The following is a 15,746-nucleotide window of genomic DNA, read 5'->3' as shown; positions in this document are numbered from 1 at the left end:
ACGTGTCCTGTGCTGCTCCACCGGGACAACGTAGGTCGCCGGGCGGGAGGAATCAGGTGCGGGACACGCGCTTTGGCCGACCTTGGCGATGAGTTCGATGCCACACGGCCCAACGGGAACCGGATCGGCACCCGACCGGACCCGTGGTGAGGCGCTCGCGCCCGCCCGTAAACTGGAGAATCGGCCCACCCGGGCCGGACGTCATTGCGAGCCCGCCCACCCCTCAGGAAGTCGCCAACGTGTCGCTCACGATCGGAATCGTCGGCCTGCCGAATGTCGGCAAGTCGACCCTGTTCAACGCCCTGACCAAGAACGACGTGCTGGCGGCCAACTACCCGTTCGCCACGATCGAGCCGAACGTCGGCGTCGTAGGCGTCCCCGACCCGCGCCTGAACAAGCTGGCGGAGATCTTCAGCTCCCAGAAGCTGCTCCCGGCGACCGTCGACTTCGTCGACATCGCGGGCATCGTGCGCGGCGCGAGCGAGGGGAGGGCCTGGGCAACAAGTTCCTCGCGAACATCCGTGAGTCGGACGCGATCTGCCAGGTCATCCGGGCCTTCAAGGACGAGAACGTCGTCCACGTCGACGGCAAGGTCTCGCCCAAGGACGACATCGAGACGATCAACACCGAGCTGATCCTCGCCGACCTCCAGTCCGTCGAGAAGGCCGTCCCGCGCCTCACGAAGGAGGCCCGCCTCCAGAAGGAGAAGGTCGCGGTCCTGGCCGCCGTCGAGGAGGCCCAGAAGATCCTCGAAGCGGGCGACACCCTCTTCCACGCGGGCATCACGGCCGCCACCGAGAAGGGGCGTCTCCTGCACGAGCTGCACCTGCTCACGACCAAGCCCTTCCTCTACGTCTTCAACGTCGACGAGGACGAGCTGGTCGACGAGGACTTCAAGAACGAGCAGCGCGCACTGGTGGCCCCCGCCGAGGCGATCTTCCTCAACGCCAAGATCGAGTCCGAGCTGATCGAGCTCGACGACGAGGAGGCCCTGGAGCTACTGCAGTCCATGGGCCAGGAAGAGCCCGGCCTCGCCACCCTCGGCCGCGTCGGCTTCGAGACCCTGGGCCTGCAGACGTACCTCACGGCAGGCCCGAAGGAAACCCGCGCCTGGACGATCAAGAAGGGCGCCACGGCCCCCGAGGCGGCCGGTGTGATCCACACCGACTTCCAGAAGGGCTTCATCAAGGCGGAGATCATCTCCTTCGACGACCTCGTCGAAACGGGCTCGGTCGCCGAGGCCCGCGCCAAGGGCAAGGCCCGCATGGAAGGCAAGGACTACGTCATGCAGGACGGCGATGTGGTGGAGTTCCGCTTCAACGTGTAGCGGTGGTTGCTGCAAGCTAGCTATCTCGTCAAGAGTGCTGGTCAGAGGGGTCGGACTTGGGTGTGTCCGGCCCCTACCGCATTTCCGTACTGACTCAGCCGCGGCGGGGTGGAGCGAGCTTTTCCAGGTCGAGGTTGATCTCGAAGGGCACCGGACGGTTGAGCGAGCCCCTGAAGATGCCAACGGGTACATAGGTGGCGGTCGGCTCGTCGAGTTCGTAGACGTGGACGATTGGTGCTCCGTCCTCGTCCTCGACGCGCCAGTAGTGCGGGATGCCGGCCTCTGCGTATTTGTGGAGCTTTACCGTGCGGTCCCGGTGTGCGGACTCGGGGGAGACCACCTCGACGGCGAGTCGTACTTCATCCGGTGCGAACCAGGTGCGGTCACCGTCGAAGTCGGCCGTCGTCACCAGCAGATCCGGCTCGGGCCGATTGCGTTGATCGAGTTTGATGGTCATATCCCGTCCGACCCTTACGTCGGCCGGCGCCTGCTCCATGAGAGCCACGGTGAGCATCGTGACGAGATGGCCGTGCCACCACCGCTGCGGGGACAGCATGAATACGAGGGCTCCGTCGATCAGCTCGGTGTGGCGCGGCGCTTTCGGGAGGCGGTCCAGGTCCTCTGCGAACCAGCCTTCCGCGCGGGGCGGGCGCATCCAGTCGGGCAGTGCGGCCATGGCTCAACCGTAGCGACTCGGCGAGGTCCGGGCCTCGAGGTCGACGTGCTCGTGGTGGTGGTCAGACCTCCGAGTCCTGTATGTCCAGCGCATCAGCGTCCTGTTCGCCAATGCTCCGCGACGGAACCTTCTACGAGCCCCGAGCCCCGAGCCCCGAGCCCCGAGCCCCCGCCGTCACCCTCGCCGCATAATCAAGACCGCCAGTGCGGGGTTGGCGAAACGGACCGGAGCAGTCACCGTGACCCGACCACGGTGAGGCACGAGTCGACGAAGGCCTCGACAGCAGGGTCTGCGTCGGCGGCCGGGGATCGGACCACGGCGACGGTGCAGGGCGCGACGCCCGTGAGGGGGCGCTGGATGATGCCGGGGCGGGGGTAGTAGCGGGCGGCCGCCGATGGGGCGAGCGCGATGCCGTAGCCGTTGGCGATGGCGTTCAGCCAGTCGTCCGGATGGCGCGTCTCGGCGCCGATGCGGGGCGGGTGGCCCTCGCGCGCGTCGGTCGCCAGCCACCAGTCGCGCCATTCACCGGCCTCCGGCGGGGCGGCTACGAACGGCTCGTCCCGTAGCTCCCGGAAGGCGATCGACGCCCGGTCCGCCAGCCGATGTCCGGAGGACAGCAGCACGCAGCGCGGCTCGGTGAACAGCTCGGTCACCCGCCAGCGTTCCTGGCCGGGGAAGGGCAGATACAGCAGCGCGGCATCGACGCCCCCGTCAGCCAGCCCTGCCGTCGGCTCGGACCACACGCCTTGCCGCAGCTCCACCCGCCAGCCCGGTCGGCGGTCGCCGAACGCCGCGATGATCGCGGGGGTCGCCTCGTTGGCTCCGCTGCCCATGATGCCGACCCGCAGAATCTGCTCCGACCGGCTCGCGGCGGCCTTGGTCTCCCGTACCGCCTCGTGGAGTGCGTCGAGCAGGGCCGGCACACGGTCGGCCAGTGCCCGACCTGGCCCGGTGAGCGCCATGCCGGCCCGCGAGCGGACGAAGAGCTGCACCCCCAGCGTCGTTTCGAGCTGCTTGATCTGCTTGGTCAGGGACGGTTGCGCGATGAACAGGCGTTCCGCGGCACGGGTGATGTTGCCCTCCTCGGCCACGATGGCGAAGTAGCGCAGCAGCCGGGTGTCCACATCCATGCCATCAGGCTATGGATGCAGGTATTGGACCGCCACGGCAGGGGCCCGCGAGGGTGGAGGTGATCCGGAAAGGAACCCCATGTACCCCGCGTATCTGATCCTGACCCTGCTGACCGCCACCGCGACGGGCATCGGCGCCTATATGGACTTCACCCGACACCCCGCGATCGTTGCCATTGCGGAGCGGCTCCAGGTGCCGGTGTCCTGGATGTACCCGCTCGGCGCCTGTCTGGGGGCGGCCTCGCTGGGCCTGCTGGCCGGCCTGGTCGTACGGCCCTTCGGGGTCGCGGCCGCGGCCGGCCTGGTTCTGTACTTCATCGGCGCTGTGATCACCCACCTGCGGGTGCGCGACCATCAGCTCGGCGGTGCCCTGCTGTTCCTGGTCCTGTCCACCGCGACGCTCGCCACAGCGGTAACCGCCTGACGGGCATGCAGAAGCGGGACACGAGGGCGGTGGTGTGGAAGCCCAGCGGGTCGCTTTCCAGCTCGGTCAGCTTGGCCAGGATGCGAAGCGCCATGGCGCAGGGATCTAGCTTGCGTCCGGCTCCCACGCGGCCACCAGGTCCAGCAGGCCCGGGAAGCGGGTGTTGAGGTCGGCGACGCGTACGTGGCTGCGGCGCTCCAGGCCGTACTGGCGCTGCCGCGTGATCCCCGCCTCGCGGAGTGCCTTGAAGTGGTGCGTGAGTGACGACTTGGGCCGGTCGAGGCCGAACCAGCCGCAGGAGTGGTCGAACTGCTCCGATTCGAGCAGCAGCTTGCGGACGATGGTCAGTCGCAGTGGGTCGCTCAGCGCTCCCAGCACCGCCTCCAGTCGCAAGGCGCCCACCGCCGGCTCGGGCAGTGGCTCGGGCAGGCCGGCCGGCTCCGGAAGCGACTTGACGGCAGGTACGGCGTTCGCGATCGGTGACACGGCCGGCTCCTCACGACTCGATTCCTTTGTACGACTCTGATCGTACTGCATGCTAAGTTCGACTTTATTCGTACTGGAGGGGATGGGGATTCGTCATGTCAGGAGTGCGGACCGTGCGTGGGCGGACTGTCGGTGAGGGGCGGGCGAGCGGGGTTGCCGGGGGAGCGGAGGGGGCCGGTGCGGGGCGACGGGCCGCGCCCCTGTGGTGGGTGTGGCTGGCGGCGTGGCCGGTCGCGGCGGTCTTCGTCCTGTCCAACGCGGCGACGCCGCTCTACGTGCTGTGGCAGCGCGACATCGGCTTCTCCAAGGGCATGCTGACCGTGATCTTCGCGTTCTACATCGTCGGGCTGCTCGGGTCGCTGCTGGTCTCCGGCGTCGTCTCGGACCGGCTCGGACGCACACATGTGCTCCTGCCCGCGCTCGCGCTCGCCCTGGCCGCCTGCGCGGTCTTCGCGACCGCCTCCACGGTCGCGGCGCTGATCGTGGCGAGGCTCTTCAGCGGGATCGCTGTGGGAGCGGCCGTCTCGGCGGGAATGGCCGCGGTGACCGACGTGGCAGGCCCGGAGCGCAAGCGGCTCGCCGCCCTGCTGGCATCCTGCGCGATGGTCTTCGGCGCCGGCCTGGGACCGCTCCTCGCCGGGGTGCTCTCCGAAACGCTGCCCGCGCCCACCGTCACCGTCTTCGTTGTCGAAGCTGCCCTCCTGGCCTCTGCCGTTCTCGCCGTGCTGCGCATGCCCCTCCCGCGGCTCGCGGCACCGGAACGGGGTGCCTGGGTGCGGGTGCCCGGTGTCCCGCGAGGCAGCGGCCGGCAACTCGTGCTGGGTGTCGCCGTGTTCGCCCCCGGCATCACCGCGACGTCCTTCGTGCTCTCCCTCGGCCCCTCGCTGCTGTCCGGCCTGTTGGGCGCGACGAACCGGATCGTTGCGGGTGCCATGGCGTTCGTCATGTTCCTCGCCGCCACCCTGGTCCAGTTCGCGGTACGGAGGCTGCGCATCCGCGTCATTCTCGTGGCCGGAGCGGCGAGTGTCGTGACGAGTACGGTCGCGCTGATCGTCGCCGTGCACGTCTCGTCGGTGCCGCTCCTCGTCGCCGCTGCCCTGCTGGCCGGTGCGGGGCAGGGGATGGGGCAACTCGGTGGCCTGTCGCTGCTCAACTCGGCGGTTCCGCCATGGCGCCTGGCCGAGGCCAACGCGGCGTTCAACATCGGCGGGTACCTTCTGGCCGGCATCCTGCCCGTGTCCGCCGGCTACCTGAGCGACGCGGTGGGACTCACCGGCGGGGCCACAGTCTTCGGCGGCGTCCTCATGGGGCTGGCGGTCATCGGCGGGGTCGTGGTGGTGGCGGGCGCGCGTCCGGCGAACGAGTGAGCCCGGCGCGGGTCTCGACCCGGCTCCGGTCGGCGTGGGTGGCCGGGGCGGCCAGGGTGGCTGTGGTAGCCGGGTAGCTGGGGCAGCCGGAGTGATGTCCCGCGCCGGCGGGCAGTGCGACCGGCGGGTGGGGGTGCGGGCAGTCTCCGGAGGTGGGGGCAGGCCATGCGGAGGGACGGGCCCTGCGGAGGCAGGCGGCCCTCTCAGCCCGCCTGTGGCGGTTCCACCCGTGCCAGCCACGTGGTCAGGAGTGGCTCCAGAGCCGCGGCCTCGTCCTCGGTCAGGGTCCTGAGGAGACGGCGTTCGTTGCGCATGTGCTCCGTGAACGCCTGGTCGATCAGCTCGCGGCCCGCGCGGGTGAGGGCGACCACCCGGCCCCTCCCGTCCTCGGCCGCTCGGCGGCGGGTGACCAGGCCGGCGCGCTCCAGGCGGTCGACGCGCTTGGTCATCGCGCCGGTGGTGACCATGGTGTGCGCGGCCAGCTCCCCGGGGGCCCGCTCGAACGGCTCACCGGCCCGTCGCAGCGCGGCCAGCACGTCGAACTCGCCCTCGCTCAGCCCGAAGCGCCGGTACACCACGCAGAGCTCCTCGGTGAGGAGCCCGGCCAGCCGGTGCAGGCGCCCGATCACGCCCTGCGGGCTCACATCGAGGTCCGGGCGTTCGCGGGACCACTCGGCCTGGATGCGCGCGACGTGGTCCAGGGGTTCGGGGGCGGTGGAATCCGGCATGACTTCACTATAGCTTCCACGGAAGGCATAATGATTTCCATGGAAGCTACTTTGCGGTGGGTGCTGGTCACGGCGATCGCACCGGTGGCGTGGGGCACGAACTACTACGTCACGCACGCCTATCTGCCCACCGGGACCCCGCTGTACGGGGCCGCGATCAGGGCCCTGCCCGCCGGGCTGCTGCTCCTGGCCGTCCGCCGCGAACTGCCGCGCGGCTCCTGGTGGTGGAAGGCGGCGGTCCTCGGCGTCCTCAACATGGGCGCATTCTTCGCCCTCGTGTACGTCGCCGCGCAGCTGCTGCCCACCAGCACCGCTTCGACGATCATGGCGGCCTCGCCGGTGGCCATGATGCTGATCGCCTGGGCCCTGGTCGCGGAACGGCCGGGACTGCTGCCCCTGCTGGGTGCCGCGGCGGGCATCGGAGGCGTGTGCCTCATGCTGCTGACCGGGTCGGTCTCCGTCGACGCCCGCGGAGTGCTGGCCTCGGTTGCCGCCATGCTGATGTCGTCCCTCGGCTACATCCTCGCCAAGCGCTGGGGCTCCGGGGCCGACGTACTCGCCTCGACAGCCTGGCAGCTGATCGCCGGCGGACTTCTGCTGCTGCCCCTCGCGGTCGCGGTGGAGGGCGCGCCGCCCGCACTCGACGGGCCGGCCGTCCTCGGATTCGGATACGTCACCGTGGTGGCCACCGCCGTCGCGTTCGCCGCCTGGTTCACGGGCCTGCGCCACCTGCCCGCCGCGACCGTCGGCCTGGTCGGGCTGCTCAACCCGGTGACCGGAGTGCTGCTCGGCACCGCGCTGGCCGGCGAGTCGCTCACCCTCCGGCAGGTGTGCGGGCTCGCCCTGGTGCTGGGCGGGATCCTCCTCGGCAGGCCGAGGGCCCGGCGGCCGGCGGCCGGTATCGGTACGCCGGTGGACGGGGAGCGCTCGTCCAGGGTCGCGTGAGCCTCCGTCCGCGTGCGCCGTCGGGTCCACGTCAGCCGCGTGTCCCCGAAGCCCTGAGCCCCGTCGGGCCCACTTCGGCTGGGTGGTCCTCAGTTCCTGGCTCCCCTTCGGGTCCACGTCAGCCGCGTGGCCCCCCATCCCTGGGCCCCCGTCCGCTCGACTACGGCTGGGTGACCCTCAACTCCCGTACGCCTGTGGGCTCGTCCGAAGACGACGACCTGACCGTCACCCGCACCTCGCGGGCCGCCGCCCCTGCCCGGAACGGCTGCCAGCGCCGGCCGTCGGTCGAGGTCTCCAGCCGGTACGAGGCGGGAGGGGTGTCCGTCCACTCGGGCGCGACCGCAGTCACCGCCGCCGTCCGCCCCAGGTCCACGGTCAGCGTCCCTGTCGTCCTGTCCGGGGACCAGGCGGTCGCCGGGCTGCCGTCCACCGCCGCGGCCGCGTACAGGCCTGGGATCTCGGAGGTGGCCGTCGCCGGGCGGCAGCGGGACGCGTCGGTGGTCGGGGCGAGGTCAGGGCGACGCGTGGGGAGGGTGAGCGAGGTGGACAGCAGACGCGGCCCGGCCGGCGTGCGGAGCGTGAACGGGGCGCCCGAGGTCAGCCGGACCTCCGTCGTCCGGGGGCCGATCGCGATGTCGTACGTACGCCCCTGGTAGCGCAGTCCCGTCAGCGTGACGCCCTCGCGCAGCTGCGGCGGCAGCATCGGGTCCAGCCGCACCCCGTCCTCCCGCAGCCGCAGCCCCGTCAGCCCGTGCGTGAACACCTGGAGGAATCCGCCCTTGCCGGTGAGGAAGTCCTCGGCGGGAAAACCCGACAGCGGGTCCTGCGCGCCCGCCTTCGCGCCCCGCGCTTCGCTGAAGAGCGCGTACGGCCCGCGAATGAACGGGCGCACCGCGCGCTGCAGATAGGTGTACGCGGCACAGCCCGGTTCCCCGATCGTGGCCGCGTCGATCGCGTGGACCGAATCCGTCATCGCCGGGCCGTCCGGATCGGTGTGTGCCGCGTAGTAGTCGAGCGTGGCGGCCGCCGCGCCCTGCTCCATCGGCCACTCCAGGGGATAGATCAGCAGCACCGTGTCGGCCTGCTTGATCGTCGATCCGTCGTAGCCCGCGTACTGGAGGAAGAGCTTTCGCGCCGGGTCGTACGGGATGCGCAGGCCGTCCGCGACCCGCGTCCACTCTGCCGGAGCGTGGTGCCCGAGCAGCCGCGCCGCGCGGGTGGCGTTGCGCAGGGCGGTGGCGGCGACGGCATTGGTGAACACCCCGTCCGTCACGCCGTTGCTGTACTCGTCGGGACCCGCCACCTCCTTCACCGAGTAGCTGCCGTCGTCGTTCGCGGTGGCGCGCGAGGCCCAGAACTCGGCGATCCCTTCCAGTAGTTGCCAGCCGTGTCCGGCCAGCCAGTCGCGGTCCCCGGTGGCCAGGTAGTACTGCCAGACGGCCAGCGAGACATCACCCTGGAGGTGGTTCTGGGTGACGCAGTGCGGGGGGTTCCAGCTCTGGCACTCGGACCAGAGGTTGCCCTTGCTCGCGCTCGTCCACGGGTAGAACAGCCCCTGGAAGCCCAGCTTCTCGGCGTTGGTACGGGCCTGGCCGCGGGTGCGGTAGCGGTACTCGACCACCGAGCGAGCCAGCTCGGGACGGGTGGCGAGCAGCCCGGGGAACATCCAGGTCTCGGCGTCCCAGAACACCATGCCCGCGTAGTTGTCGCTGGTCAGCCCCGCCGGAGCGATGCTGTCGCGGGAGCCGGTACGGGTGGCGGCGAGCAGTCCGTACTGCGCGGAGCGCAGCCACTTCTGCAGCTCGGGGTCGCCCGGCACCAGGACGTCCGCGGTCCAGTCCCGGCGCCAGGCCGCGGCGTTCTCGGCCAGGACGGCGGACCAGCCGAGCCGTGCCGCGCGCCGGGACGCCTCGCGAGCGGTGGTGCGCGGAGCGCGTGAGGTGAGCGCGGTGTCGACCCCCACGTACTTCTCGAACGTATACGTGCGCCCGGCGCTCAACCGGGCCGGATGCGCGCTCGGGGCGGCGGCCGGGCGCGCGATGCCGGGGGCCGGGCGTACCGTCTGGACGATCGCGCCCGCCGTACCGGTGCCCCGCGTGCGGAACGTACCGTCCTCGTCGAGTGCGATCCGGCGCGCGCCGCGCGGGTCGAGCCTGCCGGTGACCGTCGCCGTGCCGCTCCAGTGCGGGGTCATGCGCAGCCGTACGGCGCCGGTGTGCACTTCGGCGCGGTCCGCCAGCACCTCGTACGTCAGGTCGGTCGCGCGGCCGTCGGCGGTCGTCCAGCGCAGTGACGTGCGCACCAGCCCGCAGCGCAGGAACACCGTCTGCCGGTACCGGGAGATCCGGCCCGCAGGCGTGGCGGACCCGTACGTCTCGCTGCCCACCCGCACGTCGAGGCTGGTCCAGCTCGGCAGCGCGGCGGCCACCTCCCGGCCGGCCGCGAGGTCCGGGTCGCGGCCGAAGAGCCCGGACACGAAGGCCCCGTCGTAGCGCGGGGTGAACAGCGGCCAGCCGGTCTTCTCACCCGGCTCCGCGTATCCGGCGCCCGCGGCTGGTACCCGGTGGCCCAGGTAGCCGTTGCCGACATAGGGGTCGTAGCCGTTGGCCTCACCGTAAGTGGTGGACGTCGGTGCCCAGGCAGGATCGGTGTCCCGGCCGCATGCCACCGCGCGGGCAGGAGCGGGCGCGGCCTGCTCCGAGGCGCGCGAGGCGTGGGAGTCATGCGAGGCGTACGAGAGGGGCGGCAGGGACGCGACCAAGGCGCACGCGACCAGCGACGTGAGGAGAGAGATGCGAGAGATGCGCGAGAGGCTCACGGTACGAACGTAGGGACGCGACCGTCACGCGGCGGCGCACGGCGCGCGGGTGAACGGCTGACTCGGGGAAGGGTGCGGGCTGGGGCGCGTAGGTCGCGTGCGGCGGTGTGCCGCCTGCGGCCGGTAGGCCCGGCCCCTCGCCTGCGGTCGGCGAACCGCCTGCCTCAGCCCGCGAGCCCCCGCCTCGCCCCGCGAGCGCCCGCCGCGCCCCGCGAGCGCCCGCCTGCGGTCGGCGCCCCCGCCTCACCCCGCCAGCCCCGTCTTGAGCCCCGCGCCGCACAGCGGTACGACGACGCTTCGGTCCGTCCAGCCGCCCACCGCGGCCCAGCAGGCGACCCCGGTCGTCTCCACGTAGAAGCCGCGGGCGGCCAGGTCCAGCTGGGCTGAGCGGATCTGGTCCTCGGTCACCGTCAGGAAGGTGCCGCCCGACTCGCGCACCGCCGCCAGGATCGCCCTGGCTCGCGGCGGGCGCGGGATGGCGATGCCCTCCGCGAGGGTCGGGGACGCCGGGCCGGCCGGGGCTTCGAGGAGGTCCTGCGCCCCGGCGTGGAAGGCGGCGGCCAGTGGGGAGACCGCCTCGGCCTGCACCGCGACCAGGGCGGGGCGGGTGTCGATCAGGCCCTGGGCGTGGAGTTCCGCGGTGGCCAGCGCCGCGCCGAGGAGCAGGGTGCCGTTGCCGACCGGCACGGCGATCGCGTCGGGGAGCCTGCCGCCGAGGTCCTCCCACAACTCGTACACGTAGGTCTTCGTGCCGTGCAGGAAGTACGGGTTGAAGACGTGCGAGGCGTAGAACGTGCCGGGCTCGTCGGCGGCGGCACGGGCGGCCATTGCGGTCGACTCGCGGCCCCCGGGAACGATTTCCAGCCGGGCTCCATGGGCCCGGATCTGCTCGGTCTTCTTCGGGGACGTGCCTTCGGGGACGTACACCGTGCAGGGGAGCGCGGCGCGGGCGCAGTAGGCCGCGACGGCCGTGCCCGCGTTGCCGCTGCTGTCCGCCACGACGCGCCCGGGTGAGAGCCGACGGGCCAGTTCGGCGAGCATCACGGCGCCGCGGTCCTTGAAGGAGAGCGTCGGCATGAGGAAGTCGAGCTTGGCCGAGACCGTGCCGGTCAGCGGAACGAGCGGGGTGCGGCCCTCGCCGAGGGTGGTCACGGGGGACGAGAGCGGCAGCACCTCCTCGTAGCGCCACAGGGAGTTGACCCGCCCGGACAGGGCGTCGGGACGGAGGGGGCCCGCGCTCTCGAAGTCGAGGTCCCAGGGGCCTCGGCAGACCGGACAGCACCAGGTCAGCGAGGTCGTCTCGGCGAGGGTCCCGTCCTGCGGGCAGTGGTATGTGGCCATGGCGGCCAGCATGCCAGGAGGCGGCGGGAGCCCGGGGCGGCTGCGCCGACGCAGCCGCCCCGGGCCCGGGAGTCACTACCGCCGGGAGAGCCCGCGGTCGACGGCGGTCATCAGCTCGCCGTCGTCGGTGTCCCCGTCCAGCGACCAGAACATCGCGCCGCCGAGCCGGTGGTCGCGGATGTAGGTGGTCTTGGTGCGCAGGACCTGCGGATCGTCGTAGGTCCACAGGGTGGTGCCGTCGAACAGCCAGGCGCTGCCGTCCCGGACGTTGCGATGGACCTTGTACGTACCGGATTCGGCCAGTTTCTTGAGGGCCTTGTAGTCCTCGTAGCCGGCCGCCCAGGTGGCGGGGGCGGGTGCCGCGGCCGGCTGTCCCAGACCGTCGCCGCCACCGGTCACCCCGGTCCAGCCCTGGCCGTAGAACGGCATGCCCAACACCAGCTTGCGGGCCGGGGCACCGCGTTTCAGCCAGTCGCGCACGGTCTGGTCGCCGCTGAAGTCGCCCTTCGCGTACAGCGCGGACTGCTGGGCGGTGGTCGTCTCGCCCGAGACGTGGAAGTCGTAACCCTGGAGGTTCACGAAGTCGAAGTCCCGCATGATGCGCGGGACGTCGAAGCCCGCGTCGATCTTCTCGGGGGAGGCGGGGACGAACGCGGAGAGGTCGTAGTGCTTGGGCTTCGAGCCGTGCTTCCTGCCCTGCTGACCCTTGCGGGACGCGGCGCTGCTCTTCGCGTAGGCGTCGAGCTGGGTGCGGAACTCGTGCACCAGGGCGGTGAAGTTCCGCTTGTCCTCGGGGCGGTACACCGTGTCGGTGTCACCGGCGGATCCCGGCCACTCCCAGTCGATGTCGACACCGTCGAAGAGACCGGCCGCGGCACCCTCGCCGCCGCGCGCCCCGTCCACCGGCAGGTTGCCCTTGATGTACAGGTCGATGCAGGAGGAGACGAAGGCCTTGCGGGAGGCCGCGGTGCGGGCCGCGTCCGAGAAGTGGGTGGACCAGCTCCAACCGCCCAGCGAGATCATCACCTTGAGGCCGGGGTGTGCGGCCTTGAGCTCGCGCAGCTGGTTGAAGTTGCCCGCGAGGGCCTGGGTGTCGGTGTCGGCCACGCCGTCCACCGAACCTGCGGCGTCCAGCGGGCGGACGTAGTCCGCCCAGGCGTCGGCCTCGCCGGGCACGTTGCCGGTGAAGCACTTGCCGTCGGCGCTGACGTTGCCGAAGGAGTAGTTGACGTGGGTGAGCTTGGCCGCCGTGCCGCTCGTCTCCAGGTCCTTGACCTGGAAGTCGCGCCCGTAGACGCCCCACTGGGTGAAGTAGCCGACCCGCTTGTAGGCGGGAGCGGCGGTGTGATGACTGCTTCCCCCGTGGCCGTCGCCCTGGTCCCTGCCGTGTCCGGCGGAGGCGTTGGCGGCGGGGGTGACGGCTGCTGCCAGCGAGAAGGCGCAGGCGGCAATGGCCAGTTTGGACAGGGTTCTTCGACGCATGAGGCCCGTTCCTGTGCGTGTGCTGAGAGGTGCGTGAGCCGTGCTGTGTGGAGAGGAAGTTATTGGTCTGGACCAAATGGGGTCAAGGGGCGGGCGGATCCGGCTGCGAGCGGCGTTCCTGGAGGCGGCGGCCGACCCGGCGGCAAGCGGCCGGAATGCTGGTGGTGGCTCAGGGTGCGGGTATGCACGCGGCGGTGACGAATCATCACTTCGAGTGAAACTCTGGCCTGTGCTTGCGGTCCGGAACCGACGGTTGCGAGGGTGTTGCATTCTGGCAACCTCTTGGGGAGTGGCCTGTGACTTTCGGTGAGCAGCCCGCCTATCTGCGCGTTGCGAGCGATCTGAGAGAGAAGATCGTCAGCGGTTCGCTGCCGCCGCATACGCGCCTGCCTTCGCAGGCGCGTATCCGCGAGGAGTACGGGGTCTCGGACACCGTCGCGCTGGAGGCGCGCAAGGTGCTGATGGCCGAGGGGCTGGTCGAGGGCCGCTCCGGCTCCGGTACGTATGTGCGCGAGCGTCCGGTCCCGCGCCGGATCGCCCGTTCCGGCTTCCGGTCGGAGGCCGGGGCCAGCCCGTTCCGGCAGGAGCAGACGGCGGAGGGGGCGCGCGGCACCTGGGAGTCCCGGAGCGAGCAGGAGGGGGCGAGCCCGGAGGTCGCCGAACGGCTCGGGATCGAGCCGGGCGACCGTGTGATGCGCACGCGCTACGTCTTCCGGGAGGCGGGCGAGCCGATGATGCTCTCCACCTCGTGGGAGACCCTCGCGGTCACCGGACGCACGCCGGTGATGCTGCCGGAGGAGGGCCCGCTGGGCGGCTGCGGGGTGGTCGAGCGGATGGCCGCCATCGACGTGGTTGTGGACAATGTGGCCGAACAGGTCGGCGCGCGCCCGGGGCTGGCGGAGGAGCTCCTGGCGCTCGGCGGTGTGCCGGGCCATGTGGTGATGGTGATCGAGCGCACGTATTACGCGTCGGGGAGGCCGGTCGAGACCGCCGACGTGGTGGTGCCCGCCGACCGCTACCGGATCGCCTACCACCTTCCTGTCAGGTGACCGATACCCGGAGGCGCCCGTCCGGTGCCCGTGACGACAAGTTAACGCCCGCCCGGATCACGTAACAGCGGGGCAATCGTCGCCCGTGATGGCCTGTCATGTCCTGCTCGTACCTTCCCGTTCGAACCCGCACACCGGACTGACGAACGGGAAGTCGCCGATGACGGACACAGTCACACCCAAGACGGCCGGGGGCCCGGCGTCGGACCTCGCTGCCGTGGCTCCGGGCCGGACCTCGTCCCCGGGGCCCCGCAGGACGTCGCCGGTGCCCCGGAGGGCGGGGCCGGCGTCCCGCCCCCACGGCGCAGTTACGCGAAGCTCGCCGCCGACGAGAGCCGCGAGGACTACTCGCTCCGCTACGCCCCGCGCTCCTTCCGGCGCTGGTCGCCCGCCACGGTCGCGGGCACCGCGCTCGGCGGGATCGCCTACCTCGCCGACTTCGCGATCGGCGCATCGATCGTCTTCACCTACGGCTTCACCAGCGGCTTCGCCTCGATCCTGGCGGCGGCGACGATCATCTTCCTCACCGGCATCCCCATCGCCCGGGCCTGCGCGAAGTACGGCCTGGACATGGACCTCATCACCCGGGGCGCCGGATTCGGCTACTTCGGTTCGACGCTGACCTCGCTGATCTACGCGTCCTTCACCTTCATCTTCTTCGCCCTCGAAGGCTCGATCATGGCGCAGGCCATGCACCAGGCCATCGGGCTGCCGGTCCAGGTGGGTTATCTGGTCACCACCCTGATCGTCATCCCGATCGTCTTCCGCGGTATGGGTGCGCTCGCCAAGGTGCAGGCCTGGACGCAGCCGGTCTGGCTCATCGGCCTGGTGCTGCCCTTCGTCGTCCTCGCCTTCGAGGCGCCGGACGCCTGGGGAGCGTTCGGTTCCTTCGGCGGTACGGAAGGGGCGGGGTCGGGATTCTCCTGGATCGGGTTCGGGCTCGGTACCGGCGTCGCGCTCTCGCTCATCGCGCAGATCGGTGAACAGGCCGACTACCTGCGCTTCATGCCGGCGAAGACCGAGGCCAACAAGCGCCGTTGGAACCTCGCGGTCCTCGCCGCCGGGCCCGGCTGGGTCATCATCGGTGCGGCCAAGCAGCTCGGCGGCGCGCTGCTGGCCTTCGTGGCCCTGGAAGCGGTCGGCAAGACGCATGCGCTGGAGCCGATCGCGCCGCAGATCGAGGCCCTGAAGCCGTGGCTCGGCTCCTTCGCCCTGCCGGCCGCCGCGCTCTTCGTGATCGTGTCGCAGATCAAGATCAATGTGACCAACGCCTACAGCGGCTCGCTGTCCTGGTCGAACTTCTTCTCCCGGATCACACACCGTCACCCCGGCCGGGTCTGGTACATCTTCCTCAATCTCGTCATCGCGCTGACGCTGATGGAGATGAACATGTTCGCGGCCCTCAACAAGCTGCTGGGCTTCTACTCGAACGTCGGCATCGCCTGGATCGCCGCGGTCGCCGCCGACCTGGTCATCAACAAGCGGATCGGGCTGAGCCCCCCGTACATCGAGTTCAAGCGGGCCTATCTGTATGCGGTGAACCCGGCCGGATTCGGCGCGATGGTCATTGCCTCGACCGTCTCGATCCTCGCCTTCTTCGGGCTGTTCGGCGTGTACGCGGAGGCCTTCTCGACCTTCATCGCGGCCGGACTTTCGCTGACCCTCTGTCCGCTGATCGCCTGGGCGACGAAGGGGAAGTACTACCTGGCCCGGCCCAACCCCGTGAACGGCCCCGGGGTCGAGGTCGCGGACATCACCGCCACCCACACCTGCTCCGTCTGCGAAACGGCCTACGAGCTCCCGGACGTCGCCGACTGCCCCGTGCAGTCGGGGCCGATCTGTTCGCTCTGCTGCTCGCTGGACGCCGAGTGCGGGGACGTCTGCCGCAAGGATCCGGCCGCCGGTCCGGTCCCCATGCCGATGCCGACCCTGCGCGAGGGAGCGATCCCGGCGTAGGGACTCTCGTTCGAGGG

At 71.0% G+C, this 15,746-nt stretch carries 11 protein-coding genes and 2 pseudogenes; 6 read left to right on the top strand and 7 right to left on the bottom strand.

Annotated features, from left to right (window positions below):
- The first annotated feature begins 239 nt into the window (after positions 1-239).
- Positions 240-1,327, top strand: a pseudogene (gene ychF / locus LNW71_RS09835) (redox-regulated ATPase YchF).
- Positions 1,328-1,421: 94 nt separating this feature from the next.
- Here ychF and LNW71_RS09830 read toward each other — a convergent pair.
- Together LNW71_RS09830 and LNW71_RS09825 are read right to left on the bottom strand one after the other, a co-directional pair.
- Positions 1,422-2,003, bottom strand: a complete 582-nt coding sequence (locus LNW71_RS09830) for a Uma2 family endonuclease (RefSeq protein WP_250967891.1) — start codon at positions 2,001-2,003, stop codon at positions 1,422-1,424.
- A gap of 233 nt (positions 2,004-2,236) precedes the next feature.
- Complete coding sequence (locus LNW71_RS09825; RefSeq protein ID WP_250967890.1) at positions 2,237-3,133, bottom strand: LysR family transcriptional regulator; 897 nt, start codon at positions 3,131-3,133, stop codon at positions 2,237-2,239.
- 79 nt (positions 3,134-3,212) lie between these two features.
- Between LNW71_RS09825 and LNW71_RS09820 the strand changes: the two genes are divergently transcribed.
- A complete protein-coding gene (locus LNW71_RS09820; RefSeq protein WP_250967889.1) occupies positions 3,213-3,557 on the top strand; it encodes a DoxX family protein in 345 nt (114 codons plus the stop codon).
- Between the two features lie 105 nt (positions 3,558-3,662).
- Here the strand turns inward: LNW71_RS09820 and LNW71_RS09815 are convergent, their stop codons facing one another.
- Positions 3,663-4,043 carry a helix-turn-helix transcriptional regulator gene (locus tag LNW71_RS09815; protein WP_250967888.1) on the bottom strand — a complete coding sequence of 127 codons (381 nt, stop codon included), beginning with the start codon at positions 4,041-4,043 and terminating at the stop codon, positions 3,663-3,665.
- Between the two features lie 95 nt (positions 4,044-4,138).
- Between LNW71_RS09815 and LNW71_RS09810 the strand changes: the two genes are divergently transcribed.
- Positions 4,139-5,410, top strand: coding sequence for an MFS transporter (locus LNW71_RS09810; RefSeq protein WP_374119375.1), 1,272 nt, complete (start codon positions 4,139-4,141; stop codon positions 5,408-5,410).
- A 203-nt stretch (positions 5,411-5,613) separates the two neighbouring features.
- Here LNW71_RS09810 and LNW71_RS09805 read toward each other — a convergent pair whose 3' ends face one another.
- Positions 5,614-6,138, bottom strand: coding sequence for a MarR family transcriptional regulator (locus tag LNW71_RS09805; RefSeq protein ID WP_250967887.1), 525 nt, complete (start codon positions 6,136-6,138; stop codon positions 5,614-5,616).
- A gap of 39 nt (positions 6,139-6,177) precedes the next feature.
- Between LNW71_RS09805 and LNW71_RS09800 the strand changes: the two genes are divergently transcribed.
- Positions 6,178-7,083 carry a DMT family transporter gene (locus LNW71_RS09800; protein WP_250967886.1) on the top strand — a complete coding sequence of 302 codons (906 nt, stop codon included), beginning with the start codon at positions 6,178-6,180 and terminating at the stop codon, positions 7,081-7,083.
- 160 nt (positions 7,084-7,243) lie between these two features.
- Here the strand turns inward: LNW71_RS09800 and LNW71_RS09795 are convergent, their stop codons facing one another.
- The 3 genes from LNW71_RS09795 to LNW71_RS09785 form a co-directional block, all read right to left on the bottom strand.
- Complete coding sequence (locus tag LNW71_RS09795; protein ID WP_250967885.1) at positions 7,244-9,901, bottom strand: discoidin domain-containing protein; 2,658 nt, start codon at positions 9,899-9,901, stop codon at positions 7,244-7,246.
- Positions 9,902-10,144: 243 nt separating this feature from the next.
- Positions 10,145-11,242 carry a pyridoxal-phosphate dependent enzyme gene (locus tag LNW71_RS09790; RefSeq protein ID WP_250967884.1) on the bottom strand — a complete coding sequence of 366 codons (1,098 nt, stop codon included), beginning with the start codon at positions 11,240-11,242 and terminating at the stop codon, positions 10,145-10,147.
- A 75-nt stretch (positions 11,243-11,317) separates the two neighbouring features.
- Complete coding sequence (locus tag LNW71_RS09785) at positions 11,318-12,724, bottom strand: glycoside hydrolase family 18 protein (RefSeq protein ID WP_250967883.1); 1,407 nt, start codon at positions 12,722-12,724, stop codon at positions 11,318-11,320.
- Between the two features lie 296 nt (positions 12,725-13,020).
- Here LNW71_RS09785 and LNW71_RS09780 point away from each other — a divergent pair, with 296 nt between their 5' ends.
- Positions 13,021-13,773: a GntR family transcriptional regulator gene (locus LNW71_RS09780; RefSeq protein WP_250967882.1), complete on the top strand. Its 753-nt coding sequence runs from the start codon at positions 13,021-13,023 to the stop codon at positions 13,771-13,773.
- Between the two features lie 285 nt (positions 13,774-14,058).
- Positions 14,059-15,729 (top strand): annotated as a pseudogene (locus LNW71_RS09775) (cytosine permease); the annotation flags it as partial.
- Positions 15,730-15,746: the final 17 nt, after the last annotated feature.

Origin of the sequence: Streptomyces sp. RKAG290 (genome assembly GCF_023701695.1) — a bacterium.
In the GTDB taxonomy this organism is placed as follows: domain Bacteria; phylum Actinomycetota; class Actinomycetes; order Streptomycetales; family Streptomycetaceae; genus Streptomyces.
The sequence above is the reverse complement of the archived record's forward strand: the minus strand, read 5'-3'. Positions and strand labels throughout refer to the sequence as shown.